This window comes from Halobacillus yeomjeoni, from assembly GCF_020171525.1.
GTDB lineage: Bacteria > Bacillota > Bacilli > Bacillales > Halobacillaceae > Halobacillus > Halobacillus yeomjeoni.
In genome coordinates, this window is the sequence record NZ_JAIVAI010000001.1 from 560,510 (window position 1) to 574,587 (window position 14,078).

The 14,078-nt window shown below is 41.0% G+C and carries 15 protein-coding genes; 14 read left to right on the top strand and 1 reads right to left on the bottom strand.

The window, feature by feature from the left end; all coding sequences use genetic code 11:
- Window positions 1–7: 7 nt before the first annotated feature.
- The 5 genes from LCL89_RS02850 to LCL89_RS02870 all read left to right on the top strand — a co-directional run bounded on the left by LCL89_RS02850 (window position 8) and on the right by LCL89_RS02870 (window position 4,982).
- The gene (locus LCL89_RS02850) at window positions 8–1,204 is read left to right on the top strand and encodes a dihydrolipoamide acetyltransferase family protein (RefSeq protein ID WP_224807578.1); all 1,197 of its coding nucleotides are present in this window, start codon (window positions 8–10) and stop codon (window positions 1,202–1,204) included.
- 243 nt (window positions 1,205–1,447) lie between these two features.
- Window positions 1,448–2,305 carry an alpha/beta hydrolase family esterase gene (locus LCL89_RS02855; protein WP_224807579.1) on the top strand — a complete coding sequence of 286 codons (858 nt, stop codon included), beginning with the start codon at window positions 1,448–1,450 and terminating at the stop codon, window positions 2,303–2,305.
- 398 nt (window positions 2,306–2,703) lie between these two features.
- Window positions 2,704–3,243: an RNA polymerase sigma factor SigX gene (gene sigX / locus LCL89_RS02860; RefSeq protein WP_404813387.1), complete on the top strand. Its 540-nt coding sequence runs from the start codon at window positions 2,704–2,706 to the stop codon at window positions 3,241–3,243.
- Window positions 3,233–4,414 (top strand): hypothetical protein, encoded by a 1,182-nt coding sequence (locus LCL89_RS02865; protein WP_224807581.1) that lies wholly within the window; start codon window positions 3,233–3,235, stop codon window positions 4,412–4,414. The genes sigX and LCL89_RS02865 overlap by 11 nt, the downstream gene beginning before the upstream one ends.
- Window positions 4,415–4,529: 115 nt before the next feature.
- Complete coding sequence (locus LCL89_RS02870; protein ID WP_224807582.1) at window positions 4,530–4,982, top strand: helix-turn-helix transcriptional regulator; 453 nt, start codon at window positions 4,530–4,532, stop codon at window positions 4,980–4,982.
- A 25-nt stretch (window positions 4,983–5,007) separates the two neighbouring features.
- Here the strand turns inward: LCL89_RS02870 and LCL89_RS02875 are convergent, their stop codons facing one another.
- The gene (locus LCL89_RS02875) at window positions 5,008–5,256 is read right to left on the bottom strand and encodes a ferredoxin (protein ID WP_224807583.1); all 249 of its coding nucleotides are present in this window, start codon (window positions 5,254–5,256) and stop codon (window positions 5,008–5,010) included.
- A 130-nt stretch (window positions 5,257–5,386) separates the two neighbouring features.
- Here LCL89_RS02875 and LCL89_RS02880 point away from each other — a divergent pair, with 130 nt between their 5' ends.
- From LCL89_RS02880 to LCL89_RS02920, 9 genes are all read left to right on the top strand, one after another.
- The gene (locus LCL89_RS02880) at window positions 5,387–6,457 is read left to right on the top strand and encodes a helix-turn-helix domain-containing protein (RefSeq protein ID WP_224807585.1); all 1,071 of its coding nucleotides are present in this window, start codon (window positions 5,387–5,389) and stop codon (window positions 6,455–6,457) included.
- Window positions 6,444–7,976: a RecQ family ATP-dependent DNA helicase gene (locus LCL89_RS02885; RefSeq protein ID WP_224807587.1), complete on the top strand. Its 1,533-nt coding sequence runs from the start codon at window positions 6,444–6,446 to the stop codon at window positions 7,974–7,976. The genes LCL89_RS02880 and LCL89_RS02885 overlap by 14 nt, the downstream gene beginning before the upstream one ends.
- The gene (locus LCL89_RS02890) at window positions 7,966–8,601 is read left to right on the top strand and encodes a CPBP family intramembrane glutamic endopeptidase (RefSeq protein WP_224807589.1); all 636 of its coding nucleotides are present in this window, start codon (window positions 7,966–7,968) and stop codon (window positions 8,599–8,601) included. The genes LCL89_RS02885 and LCL89_RS02890 overlap by 11 nt, the downstream gene beginning before the upstream one ends.
- The gene (locus tag LCL89_RS02895) at window positions 8,555–8,872 is read left to right on the top strand and encodes a hypothetical protein (RefSeq protein WP_224807591.1); all 318 of its coding nucleotides are present in this window, start codon (window positions 8,555–8,557) and stop codon (window positions 8,870–8,872) included. Before LCL89_RS02890 ends, LCL89_RS02895 begins: the two co-directional genes overlap by 47 nt.
- 160 nt (window positions 8,873–9,032) lie before the next feature.
- Entirely contained in the window at window positions 9,033–9,650 is a 618-nt protein-coding gene (locus tag LCL89_RS02900) for a CBS domain-containing protein (RefSeq protein ID WP_224807592.1), read from the top strand.
- 256 nt (window positions 9,651–9,906) lie between these two features.
- Window positions 9,907–10,677 carry a metallophosphoesterase gene (locus tag LCL89_RS02905; protein WP_224807593.1) on the top strand — a complete coding sequence of 257 codons (771 nt, stop codon included), beginning with the start codon at window positions 9,907–9,909 and terminating at the stop codon, window positions 10,675–10,677.
- A 97-nt stretch (window positions 10,678–10,774) separates the two neighbouring features.
- Window positions 10,775–11,677 carry a MerR family transcriptional regulator gene (locus LCL89_RS02910; protein WP_224807594.1) on the top strand — a complete coding sequence of 301 codons (903 nt, stop codon included), beginning with the start codon at window positions 10,775–10,777 and terminating at the stop codon, window positions 11,675–11,677.
- Between the two features lie 123 nt (window positions 11,678–11,800).
- A complete protein-coding gene (locus tag LCL89_RS02915; protein ID WP_224807595.1) occupies window positions 11,801–12,382 on the top strand; it encodes a genetic competence negative regulator in 582 nt (193 codons plus the stop codon).
- 717 nt (window positions 12,383–13,099) lie between these two features.
- Window positions 13,100–14,032: a D-alanine--D-alanine ligase gene (locus tag LCL89_RS02920; RefSeq protein WP_224807596.1), complete on the top strand. Its 933-nt coding sequence runs from the start codon at window positions 13,100–13,102 to the stop codon at window positions 14,030–14,032.
- The last annotated feature ends 46 nt before the right edge of the window (window positions 14,033–14,078 follow it).

A 14,078-nucleotide genomic window follows, 5' to 3' on the forward strand; every position in this document is an offset into this window, starting at 1 on the left:
ACTAATCGTGGAAGTTAAATTGCATGATATCGGGGAAGGGATGCACGAGGCTGAAATTTTGAATTATTTCGTAAACAAAGGGGACCGCGTTCAAAATGACGCCCCGCTTCTGGAAGTTCAAACCGACAAAATGACGGCTGAGCTTACTGCTCCGGCTGAAGGAATCATAGAAGAAATCATGTTCCAACCTGGAGATGTCATAGAAGTAGGGACCACGATCCTGACGTTGAAGACTGAGAAAAAAGAGGGTGAAAGAAAGTCTGAAGGTGAACCTGTCCAAAAGCGTAAATCCCCAATCTTCCGAGTGAAAGCCTCACCTCATACTAGAAGGCTTGCCAGGGAACACGACGTAGATATTGAAAAGGTGGAAGGTTCAGGTAAAGGGGGGAGAATCATTGATGAGGATATATTCTCTTACTTAGAGAACAAAGAATATGATGAACATCCAAAGGCAGATAGAAACGCCGTCTCAAATACTCCTGTTAAGGAAGCAGAAAAGGGAGTAGAAACCATTCCATTCCGTGGGCGGCGAAAGCAAATTGCAAAAAAAATGACGCAGTCGTTGTATACCGCTCCTCATGTTACCCACTTTGATGAAGTGGACATGACGGAATTGTTAAATTTGACCAATCATCTAAAAACTGGCAGTGACAAAATGGGAGGAAAAAAGGTTTCAGCAGCTGCTTTCTTTATTAAGGCTTTGCAATTATCCTTAAAGCAACACCCTGTTTTTAATTCAAAATTAGATGAAGAGCAGGAGGAAATAAAGATTGAACAGACGTATAATATTGGACTTGCTACTGCGACAGAAGAAGGCTTAATTGTACCGGTGTTAAAGCATGTAGAATCACTTTCCTTACTTGAGATCCATCAACAGATGAAGACTTTAACTGAAAAAGCTCAGCAAAACAGCCTGTCCGCAGATGAATTGAATGGTGGTACTTTCACTATCAGCAATGTGGGACCATTAGGGAGTACGGGAGCGACGCCGATTTTGAATTTCCCGGAAGTCGGCTTGATGGCTTTTCATAAAACAAAGAAAAGACCGGTTGTTGTCGACGATGAAATTGTAATCAGAGAAATGATGAATATCAGCCTGACTTTCGATCATCGTGTAGCGGATGGATCACAATCAGTGGCGTTTACAAATCAATTTATAGAATATATCGAAAACCCTCATTACATGTTTGTTGAAATGACATGAATGCCTGTGAATCATCAAAGTAGTTCAATCATGGGATTATATTTAATACAAACAAAGGGCTCTAGGATAGAACCTTGCAATCGGCTTCTATTCACAAGAAATTTGAAAACCAATTCTTCAAAAACAGAGTAATGATGATGAGTTTTACGGAAAGTATAAAAGCACTATTTTTAAGTGTTATGGCAGAAAAATAAACAGAGTATCTTGATCAAATCATTATAAAGAATCGATAGGAGGGCAGTCATGGATACTATCAAAATGCAGGAAATCATACACCAAAATAAAAATCGAACCTTTTATTACTTTTCGCCGGAGGATCCATCAGACCCCCTGCCATTGGTTTTTTGTTTCCATGGAGCCGGCAGCAGTGCCAGACACCATATGAAGATATCACGTTTTCATAAACAGATGTATACATATCCGGCCATCTACGTATTTCCTGAAGCAATTCAAGTTGATGCTGAGCAGCGAATGACGAAACAGTGGAACGAAGGGCGATCAAAAAATGCCTCTTACCAGAATGGAATTGATGATGTCGGGTTTACACTTGAAATCATTAATTGGTTCAAATCGTATTATCCACTGGATGAGAGGCGGGTTTATGCCACAGGATTTTCGAATGGTGCCGCATTCAGCTGCCGTCTCGGTGTGGAGTGTCAGGAGGTTTTTGCTGGGGTCGGGGGTGTCGCAGGCCCGATTGTCCAAGAGATAGCTGAAGGTTGTGAGTGGATAAAACCTATGCCGTTTGTATTTTTTATGGGGACAGCGGATCCAATCGTACCTTTTGATGGTATTTATACTGATGATTATGAAATTGATCAATTGAACTCAGCAGACTCTACAACGGAGTTGTTTGCAGCTTCCTGGGGTGAAAAAGCATTGAAAAAAAAGGAAGAGTCTCTAGATGAGTGCTCTGCTTGTAAAACAAGTTACTATGATCGATATGGTGAAGAAAAAGTACTTCAATATACAATAAAAGGGGGAGGCCACACCTGGCCGGGAGGTCCCCCATCGCAGGCCTCCAATTGGACAGGTGAAGTCTGTCACGGATTGGACGCCAGCATGCTGATCATGGGTCACTTGATGAATTGTAATAATTAGGCTTTGCTACGGATATTTACATTTCATTTCAATATTCGATATATTAGGTTCTCTATGTTTCCTTAGATCTTACTTACTAAATGTGGCCTGCAAGCGTAAATTTCTCATGTTTCATTCAGCCTTCTAACAATCCAAAGTTATAAAGGACCCTTAAAGGTCCTTTTTTTATTGCAGACTACTTGGGGTTCTCGTACGTGAAAGTTCTTTGCAGGATAGAGAGATAAATGGAACTTTAGTGACATTCTATTATTTTTACAGCATGATTGAAGCACGATTTCACATGCATTTTATAACAATATTGATAAACATTGCCCCTATTCACTTTAAAGTATATTAAACTAAGGGTGTAACGTTTTCCATACATAAACGACTAAATGAATGACAGGGAGGGACCTGTAGTGAGATCGTTTTTCGACGAAATATATGAGCGGTATCATCAAGATTTATATCAATTTGTTATCTATATGGTAAAAGATCGGGATTTGGCTCAAGACTTAGTCCAGGAAGTTTATATAAAGGTAATGAAATCATACCAATCTTTCGATGGCAGAAGCAGTGAAAAAACATGGTTGTTTTCCATTGCGAGACACGTCACCATTGATTATTTCCGTAAACAGAAAAGGAAAAGAAAACGGGTGATGGACTTTTTTGATTGGGGGGAGCGGGGCGAACAAATCCAGGATCATGACTCCCTTCCTGAAGAAATAGCTGTTCAGAATGATGAAATGAAAGAAGTTTTTCAAGCTTTGGGAAAATGTACGATGGATCAAAAGAGTGTAATCATATTAAGATTTGTTCAAGGCATGTCCATACATGAAACGGCAGAAATATTGAATTGGAGCGAGAGTAAAGTGAAGACGACCCAGCATAGAGGTATGAAATCATTGAGGGATATGCTATCTAGCCAGGATCAAGGGGGAGTGCAGCGTGAAGCGTAAATCGTATTCAGACGAAGAATTGAAAAACATTCTAAAAGATATGCCGAAAGTTGAAGATCGTCAGTCTAAACATGATTTATACCGCTCTATTCAACCTGAGGTCAATAAATCGAAGCGTAAATTCGCTCCTTGGATCATGCCGGGTGTAGCGACAGCTGCTGTATTGGCGGTATTAGTGATCGTTGTCCCGATGGTCTTCAACTCTGCCAACCAACCACAGTTTGAAAGTGCGGATAGACTTACAGGAGAATCATCAAATCAACCAGAAGTCACAGAGGAGGACCCTCCACTTCCGAAGTTTGAAGAAGAATCAGGAGCTGGTGAAGAAGGAGCTTCTACTAAATCCAATTCTCCCAATGAATTCTCTACCGCTGAGTCAGACTCAAGCCTGCAATTCGAACAAATGGTAATGCACAAGCCCATAGAGGATGTGTCCTTTCAGGCATATACCGGAATGAACGCTGAAGTAGTCATTCCTTTGACTTTAGGACCTGGTTTGGAGGCTTCCGACATCTCTTTAGAGGAGGCCGGTCTAAGTAACATCGATCTCTCTGAATTGACTTTTGAAGTGGACTCCGAGTCTGAAACAGCTACAGTGATTTTTCCCGAAAATTTCACAGTAAGTGGCAGTACTGCCGCTACTATGCTTGTGGAGACCATACGTTGGAAGCTTCAACCTGAGAACTTGACTCAAATTTCCATTAGAACGAAAAATGGATCGAAAGTAGATCTTGGGAATTATGGAATGTTGGATCAGTTGAAGCCTATAGATAACAAGAAATATGCGTATGTAATATATCAATTCAGTCAAGATAAACGACGTTTTCTAGCCCCTGTAGAATTGAAAATCGGATCCATTGAGCAGGCGTTAAATGAAATGAAAGTGGATCGTTCCGAGAAATATTTGAGTTCTTCCGTTCCCGCACATGTTACGTTTACTCAAATTACAAGCGATGGAGATACTCTTGTTTTGGATTTTGAACACGAACAATGGAAAAATGATCAACAGTTGCTTACGATGGTGGAAGCGATTCTTATGACTGCAAAAATACATGGTTACAGCCAAGTATCATTTGAACCGTTAGAAAATCGGATTGGGTTTTATGATTTGAGCGGTCTTGTGGAAGTTCCAAATGCAGCGAATCCGATTATGAACGAAAACTCCCCTTGATTGATGTAAGCATTAACAAAATGGAACTCCTTCCCCTTGCCGGGGTGGGAGTTCTTTTCATATGCACTCCTTCTCGTGTTACTATATAAAGGACGAGATAAAGGAGCGGTCCAAGATGGATAAAGATCAATTAAGAGAAAAAATTTCTGAGAAGATGAAATTGATTCGTGTAGAGTATGGATACACACAAAATCAAATGGCAGAGGTCCTGGGACTTTCAAAGAAAACATTGGTCCAAATTGAAAAAGAACGTACACTTGCAGGGTGGACGACAGTCGTTGCGGTATGTGCTTTATTCCAGGATAGTGAAGTGTTGAAAGGGTTACTCGGGGATGCACCCTTGGAAATACCTGAAACCATTGCTCATCATCAAGTCGAGCGTCCTCGTGGGAAAACGATGGGTGGGAAAGTATGGTGGTCATTGATTGCTGAAAGTGAGGAGTTCATTCTTCAGCAAAATGTTTTGAGCAAGCATTTCAGAATCATAGATCAATCCTATCACCGCTGGCTCTCAACTTTTGATGAAGAGGAAGCTAAAATCAGGTTTGAGGAACTGTCACAAAAATGATCCCCCAACATGGGGGATCATCTGGTCATTCATGCTTTAAGGGATTACCGTCAAATGGTTCATCAGCAACTTTGATGGAATCAGTCGGGCATCCATCAAAAGCATCTTCCATATCTTCTTCTAATATATCAGGAACTTCATAGTTTCCCTTGTTTTGGTCCAGAATGGAATAAGCGATCCCCTCATCATCGTAATCATATATGTCAGGGGCGGCTGCTCCGCATGCGCCACAAGCGATGCATGTATCCTGATCGACCATTGTGTATTTTGCCATGAGTCATGAACCTCCTTATAGTTACGCCTCAAGTTGAACAGGTTCGATTATGGATTGGTACATAGCTATTGTAAATCTCTCCCTATAACTTTTCAACAACTAACCCTAATGATAGAAAGGAGTGAGCCTGTTGTTTAATTGGATTCTATTGACCTGTGTTCATCAGTTGAAAGGAGAGAGGACGATCTCCGGAATTTTCAATTTATTGACAGGTAAACGCTCCTCTCAAACAATGCAGGATGCACGTGGGTATCGGCTTGACCAATTTTTCGGTATCTATAGTCACTTAGGTCGTGAACAGTTGGAACATCGATGTGTACAGTTAAAACAAAAAGACTTAATCATTGTTGTAAATCATGCATTTCCTGTATTGACGGAAAAAGGTAAGGAATACCTTGCTCGTTATGACGGACCGGAATTCAAAAGTTTTGACGGTATGAAGAGTCACAGGATGGTGGAGGAATTCCAAAGGCGTGTCAGTTTGTTGATACAAACGTGGACGAATATCGGTCGGGGGAATAATGGGTTTATCCCATTGGTCGATCATCCTAAAACCCAACGTATGGTGAAACAAATCTATCTGTCTACTAAAAAAGACACATCAAAATGGATTCATTCGATCCACAATGAAGTTCATACATTGCTCAGTAAATTGAGCCCGGTCGAAGCTGAATTATTCGCTTACCGTCTGACAGGAGCAGAAGTGATCGGGATGACGAGAGAACAATTGAAAGAAAAATTTTCGTTGACGGTTGAAGATGTGGATATCTGCCTGCAGCATACGTATTATCACATTTTTCAGGAAGTGAAGAAGAATCCAGGGGATTATCCTGCTTTAACTTTATGTGTTTCTGGATTAGATGCTCAAAAGTTAATTACTGATTCTGCTAAAAGGACTTATCGATACATCGAACAAGGAATGACAATTGAAACGATTACAAGAAAGCGCCGTTTGAAAGAAAGTACGATTCAGGATCATATTGTTGAAGCAGCTTTGGTCCTCCCTCAATTTTCGATTGATCAATTTTTATCAAGTGAGGATCAACAAACAATCGTCAGCACAGCTGATAGGCTCAAAACACAACGATTAAGACATATCAACCAAGAGCTTGAAGGAAGATTCAGTTACTTTGAAATCCGCCTGGCATTAGCCAAGCATCAAATGAACGTAGAGAAAGGAAACCCTTATGCAAACGCATGATTTAACCCGGCATTTAAAAGAAAACTTCGGCTTTTCCGAGTTTCGGGATGGGCAGGAAGCAATCATCAAAGATATAATGGATGGAAGAGACGTGCTGGGCATTTTGCCGACCGGAACTGGAAAATCACTTTGTTATCAATTACCATCGATACTTTTATCCGGTGTCACTATTGTTGTCTCGCCTCTTATTTCTTTAATGGTTGATCAGGTAAAGCAGTTGAGAGCTTCGGGGTTCAAGTCAGTGACAGCTTTGAACAGCTTTATGGACAGGGAAGAACGGCTGGCAGCGATGAAAAACTTAAATAAATTTTCATTGATTTACCTTTCACCTGAAATGCTGCAAAATGATTGGGTCAAACAATCACTTCATTCCATTAAGGTGGATTTGTTTGTCATTGATGAAGCTCACTGCATCTCGCAGTGGGGAGATGAATTCAGGACGGATTATTTGAAATTGGATCAAGTGATCAAGGACTTGAATAGGCCGCCAGTATTGGCACTGAGTGCAACAGCCACACCTGAAGTGCAAAAAGATATCATTGCTAAATTGGACTGCCCTGATATGAAACCCCACGTATATCCAATGGATAGGAAAAATATCAGTTTCGCTGTGGAGCAATTTCCTGACCCCGAAGATAAGATCACACGTATTGTAGACGTCCTCAAACAAAACTTTGCTCCAACAATGATATATTTTTCAAGTCGCCAATGGGCTGAAAAAGTTGCTTTCGCCTTACAGGATCAAGTACAGCAGCGGGTAGCATTTTACCATGGTGGAATGGAACAGACGGATCGTGTGCTTGTGCAGCAACAATTTATGAATGACCAACTGGACGTCATTTGTTGTACGAGTGCTTTTGGTATGGGAGTGGATAAGCCGAATATTCGACTGGTCATCCATTTTCATTTTCCGCCACAACTTGAGTCGTTCATCCAGGAAGTCGGACGAGCAGGTCGGGATGGGGAGCCTTGCGCAAGTCTTGTACTTTTCACTCCAAAAGATCACTACTTACCCCAAATGTTGATTCAAAGTGAACTACCTGAAGAAACAGACGTATCAAAAGTCAGTCGTGCACTTCGATCATATTGGAAAGATGGGACGAATTTACCTGAGGATTCGGCTTTTTCAGCTGAAATGGAACTTTCGGAGTCTCAATGGAGCTTCATGAAGTTCCAGTATGAAAAATATGGAATTGTGGAAGGTAGAGCATTGATCATGGACCCTTCATCAGCTGAAATCCAGCAGGAAATTGTCCGATTCATGAAAGAGCGCTGGACATACAAACAAAATAAATTGACAGAAATATTGCAATGGATCCACCAATCAGGCTGCCGCAGAGAAAGCCTATACCGTTCGTTTCAAGAGCATGTTCGCGAACCATCTGTTGTCTGTTGTGACGCGTGCGGATTCAAGGTGGAGGAGTTGTGTTTCAAAGAAAATCAGGTTTCCTATATCTCTCAGTCTTGGGAAGACCGGCTGAAAGCGGTTTTCGGTCAGGGGGGATCTTATGACGCGTAAAAGCCAAGCCGATCTTATCCATGAAATGACCGACCGGCAGGTTACTGTTCAGTTAATTATCAGTCAACTGATTTTTATTTTGCTGGCAGTTTTCGGTAGTTTGATTTTGTTTGATTCCTTTTGGAGTGATTGGGGACGTTTATTTCAATTTTCCCTGCATCAATGGTTTTGGTATGGATGCATCCCCGGGCTGATTGTTCTTCTCATCGACATAATTCTGGTGTATAGTTTACCTAAGAAGTATTACGACGATGGGGGAATCAATGAAAAAGTCTTTCGTAACCAATCGATTGGAAGTATTTTCGGAATTACACTTCTGATTGCTGTTTGTGAAGAGGTTTTGTTTCGCGGAGTTCTTCATACAGAGTTCGGTTATTTTGCAGCCAGCCTGCTTTTTGCCATCATGCATATCCGGTATTTGAAAAAAATCGTTCTTTTGGTTTCAGTCCTCTTTGTTAGTTTTTTTATTGGGTATGTGTATGAAATAACTGGTAATTTGATGGTTACGATCACTTCTCACTTTATCATTGATTTCTTTTTAGCTTTATGGATACGCTTTGGAAAATGGGGTGGGGCAGATGGGAGAAGAATTACAGCGACAAATCCATCACGAGGATTGGAATAGCTCAGAGAATAATGAGGGGGAGACGAGTGTACTTGACCTCCCTCCGCGTAGTGAACTGCATGCGCAGAAGTCTACTAAAAAGAAAACAAAAAGGAAGCCCAGCACCATCTGGCTTCGTTTTTTATTTTTTGTTTTTATCTTACTCGTTTGTATGATTCTTTCCTACAACTACTGGGATGATTGGATCAAAGAGTTGGACCCCGAACCAGTATCAGGCGAAAAACAACCCCTCCATGAAGAAGTTACAGTGGAACAGAACTCTTCAGACTAGCCGAATTCCTTATATGAGAATTCGGTTTTTTCTTTAAGAAAGGGCACCTAACATAGACCTCAACTTGATCTCTGATTTAAGAAGGAATCCTTTCCATAGATGGAGAAATAATAAGAGGAATAGACTATAGAGAGGTGAATGTATGTTTGTTAAAGGGATTATGAAACCAGCACACAAATCCTATAAAGCTCAAAAGGGTGAGGTGTTGAAGGATATTTTGGAAGTTCTTGAAGAGAATGATATTGAAGCGATGCCTGTAGTTGATAATGGCATCTTTGTAGGGATGGTGTCTAAGGGGATCATTTATCGAGCGTTCTTTAAAAGTGAAAACTCAGATAAAGATGCCTTTTTGAATGAAACGACTGCAGGGGATGTATGCGAACATCCGGATTACTATATTCATGACGAAGAAGTATTTGAACGGACACTCCCTTTATTCAAAGGTTTTCCTGTTTTAGCCGTTACAGACTCCAATCGGAAATTTCAAGGTTTAGTGACCCGTTTTGATGTCATAGAACAATTCCAAAGCGCATTCGGAACGAAGAAGAAGGGAGTGCGTATCGCCTTCACTTCAGAAGAATCTGCAGGAAGAATTGAGCGACTAGGGAATATCATAAAGAGTCACCACGAAAATGTCATTTCGCTTGCGACTTTTGACGAAACAGATAAACTGGCAAGAAGGATCGTGTTGAAAGTCGAGAAAAATGATAATATCAAACAGTTTACAAAGAAGCTTGAAAAAGAAGGCTTCCGTATCCTGAGTGTCAAAGAGGTTTAAGAAACAGGTCCCTTCGGGCGTGTGTTGATGTTATTTTATAAGCAAAAGGACTTTCTAATGAAATACCTGCCTGCTTATTGATCTTTATTACATCTCATTCTTAAAAGGCATTGCTCCTATAAGAAACTTCTGTGTTGAGAGAGCACAGAGCAGATAGCTGACTCCTTATTAATGAAGTTGAGAGGAGTCGGCTTTTTTGTGTTTGACAAAGTATGGTAAGATAAAATTTACAAATTTTTTAAGAGGTGCGGCACATATGTGGCTTGGAGTAGTAGTAATCACACTAATCTTAGGTTTGGTCATGTTCATCTATATGGTGCACAAGGCTCAAAGCGATCAGGTGAATAGAAAAACCATTAAAGCTGCTGAGTATCCATACGAACAACCTATGAACATTTTTTTTATTTCTGATATCCATAACCGAGCCCTCCGGCCCCGAACAATGAATGAAGTCAAGGATGCCGATCTTGTGATCATAGGTGGAGACTTAGTTGATAAACGAACATCTATATCAAGGCTTAAGGAAAATTTAAAGGTTTTGAAGGAGTGGGGGGCGCCGGTTTATTTCATTCCTGGAAACAACGACCGTGAATTGATCGGGGAAGATTTAGTCAAGATTTTAGAAGGGAATGAAATCGTTACTTTATCCAATACTGATGACATCGTAAGTCTATCCAATAACCGAAAAGTAGCCCTCACCGGGATAGACCCTTATTTTATGAAACCTAGAAGAGAAATGTATCATTTGAAAGAGCGTTACCCATTTCAAATCCTTTGTGTCCATGATCCATATGTTTTTTACAACATGAATGAAAAGGATCGTGAAATGTATGACCTTATTTTGACCGGGCATACCCATGGAGGACAGATACGAATATTCGGTTTAGGTCCGTTTACGAGTGGAGGATGGTTCCAAAAGGATGGTAAACCATTGTTGGTCAGTGAAGGATATGGAACGACATTGCTTCCACTTAGGCTGGGGACAAAAGCTGAATGTCATATCATCACAGTAGTGAATGAAGACTGAAAGTTTTGCAAAAGTATTAAAAAAAGTATACAAATTTTACACAAGAAAATAGGTTCGGCTATAATGGATGTAAATCCAAATAGTGGAGGAACGTCCAATGGCTAGTACGAAACCGAAATACAACATAAAAGCCGTCTCACAAATGGTTGGCATTCAACCTGGCACGCTCAGAGCATGGGAGCGACGGTATCGCATGATCAGGCCGACGAGGAATGAGGCGGGACATAGGTTATATACGGATGAACATATTAAAATATTAAAATGGTTGATGGAAAAAGTAGATAAAGGTTTTACCATTTCTCAAGCCGTTTCCTTACTGGAAAGCAGTGATCCTTTCACATCAGGTGGAAATAATGTTGTTGACACGAATCAGCTTGATTCCATCAGTAATGATTTGATCGAAGCATTATTATCCTTTAACGAACAGGAAGCTCAAAGAATCATGGATCACTCTTTCAGTTTATTTACCCCTGAGACAGTCGCCATTGATATCATCGGCCCTATGTTGATGAAGGTGGGAGATTTATGGGAGGTAAACAAGATTACAAGTGCTCATGAGCACTTTGCCAGCCATTTCTTAAGGTCAAGGATGGGGATGATGTTGTTATCCATTCCTGTTGAACCGATTTTACCTAAGGCTTTATTGGTCTGTGGTCCCGAAGAGCGTCATGAACTTGGGCTGTTGATCTTTGCCCTGTACCTTAAGCGCAAAGGCTATGACGTCATATACCTTGGACAGAGCATTATTCCTAAAGATATGGATACGGTCATCAGAGAAGTCGACCCTACCTATTTATTCATGTCTTGTACTCTAAAAAGGAATGTACCCGCCTCCCTTAAGATGGCAGAATCTCTACAGGATTCGTTCCCTGACTTGAAAATTGGTCTGGGGGGATATGCCTATCACAGCTTATCTCCTTCAGAAAAGGAACGTGTACGACCTTTTGAAGTTGGAAACAATAAATCGGAGTGGGATGCCTGGCTGGCTGAAGAAAAGTAAAGAATCGCTTAAAAATGTTTGCCCCTGTAAGATTGGGTCATATATAATTTGAAAAATGGTGCCATATTCGCATAAGCCATCATAAGATAAAGATAACACAGACTGTGACAGGGGGGCGATCATGTGCGAATAGAGAGAATGACCAATGAGAAGTTTAAAATTTTCCTAACCTTTGATGATCTTATGGACAGAGGGTTGTCACGCGATGAATTATGGAGCGACCTGCCCCGTGTCCATAGGATTTTCAGTGATATGATGTATGATGCAGGTGTTGAACTCGGTGTTGAGCTTACGGGAGTTTTACTTGTGCAGGTATATTTATTACAAGCGCAGGGTATGCTCGTCGTGGTCACGCGAACTGAGTCGGAAGACTTAGAAGATGATGAAGACTACATGGAGTTGAAAGTGACATTGGATGAGAGTGAAGAGATGATGTTTTCCTTCGTTGACTTTGAAGATATCATTCAAGCTGGAATACATCTGCACAGACTGGATGTAACTGGGGGAAGCGTTTATCATTATCAGGGTTCCTACTATATGCTCCTCCAAGATGAGGATATCACCCATTTAGACCCTGATCAGGTCATTGCGTTGTTATCTGAATTTGCTTCTGCATCCGCAGCCACTTCTCATCGGTTGATTGAATACGGGAAGAAAATCATGGTTGGAGATGCATGCGAGACCATATATAAATATTTTGCTTAATACGAAAATTGTGAACGAAGCTTATCGCCTCGTTCTTTTTTATTTGGCTCTGTTAAAGTCTGTTGTTGATATTTTAAACGATTACTAAATAGTCCTCGTCTGGAATTTGGGGGCCGGTCTGTTATTCACTCAGAGCATGGGATGGCAGGGAAAACAGTCCGCTTTCCGCGGGGAACGCTGAGCCTCCTCGAACTTCGTTCTCCGGGGTCTCACCTTGTTCCTTTTTCCTGCAGGAGTCTACCTGTTTTCCCTGCCATCCCGTTCGTAGTTGGAGTACTGGACTTCGGTAATGGACTTTCCGCTCCTTCTACTTTGAAGAGGCGGCCTTTTAGAATGGCGAGACTCCTGTGGGATAAAGGTACATCGTGAGACCCCGGAAGGCGAAGCCTGAGGAGGCTCACGGTACCCCACGGAAAGGGAGTCATTCTAAAAGGCCGCCTCATACAAATTCCAGGACAGAAAGAGCGAATACAAGCTCCCAGGCGAAATAACAACACCAAGCAATAACAGATCCTTTTATTTATATCAGCCGGTTTAAAAGCATCAAGTGAGGATCTACCGCGGATTCCCAAAGAAGTTTTAAAACCTGATTATATGAAATGATGAAGGAAGAATGAAAGTGCTTTGTTTTTTAATAGAAGCGTATACATGAACATGTTAAGATGGAAGAGTAATATGATGTAATTTTTTATGTAGAAATGAAATGGAGTGTACCCGATGAAGATTGCTGTTCTATATGGAGGAACTTCAGGAGAAAGAGAAGTTTCTTTGTCAACCGGAAAGGGAATAATACAAGCGTTGAAAAATAAAGGCCACGATGTCGTGGGGATTGATTTTTCACCTGAAAAAATAAGTGAAATATTGAAATTGGACGTCGATATGGTTTTCATTGGATTGCATGGACGTTTTGGAGAGGATGGCAGGATCCAAGGGTTATTGGATATGGTTGGCCTTCCTTATGTCGGTTCAGGGGTTTTGGCGTCAGCTCTAGCCATGGATAAAGCTAAATCCAAACAAATTTTTTCTTCAAAAGGCATTCTTACTGCCAGGAGTGAATCCTATGATGTAACGAAACGTGAAACCTTTGACTCTATTCAAAAACATATTGAAACAACCTTTAATCTGCCGTTTGTCATTAAGCCTAATCAAGAGGGTTCTACGCTCGGTCTTACCATAGTAAAAGAAGCTTCTCAAATTAGACAAGGAATTGAAACGGCAGCACAATCCGATTCTACCATTCTTGTAGAAGAATATATCGGTGGCCGTGAAGTAACTGTTCCAGTCGTAGGTCAAAAAGGTAAGGAGCAGGCTCTGCCTGTTATAGAGATCATTCCAAAGAATGATTATTATGATTTTGACTCAAAATATAAACCAGGTGGTAGTGAACACATCGTTCCCGCTCATCTTGACTTACCTTTGACTGAACGTCTGAAAGAGGAAGCCGTTTTGGCACATCAATTGTTAGGTTGTGAAGTGTACTCTCGAGTAGACTTCATTATCAATGAGAACAATGAACCGATTATTTTGGAAGTCAATACATTACCTGGCATGACCCCGACGAGTCTGTTTCCGGACTCCGCACAAGAAGTCGGATGGAGTTATGATGATCTTATTCAAAAATTCGTTGAGCTTTCCTCGTCTCATAAATAAGTCCCCTCGCAATCGCTTACATTTCGTAGGGGGAAACCTGTATTTT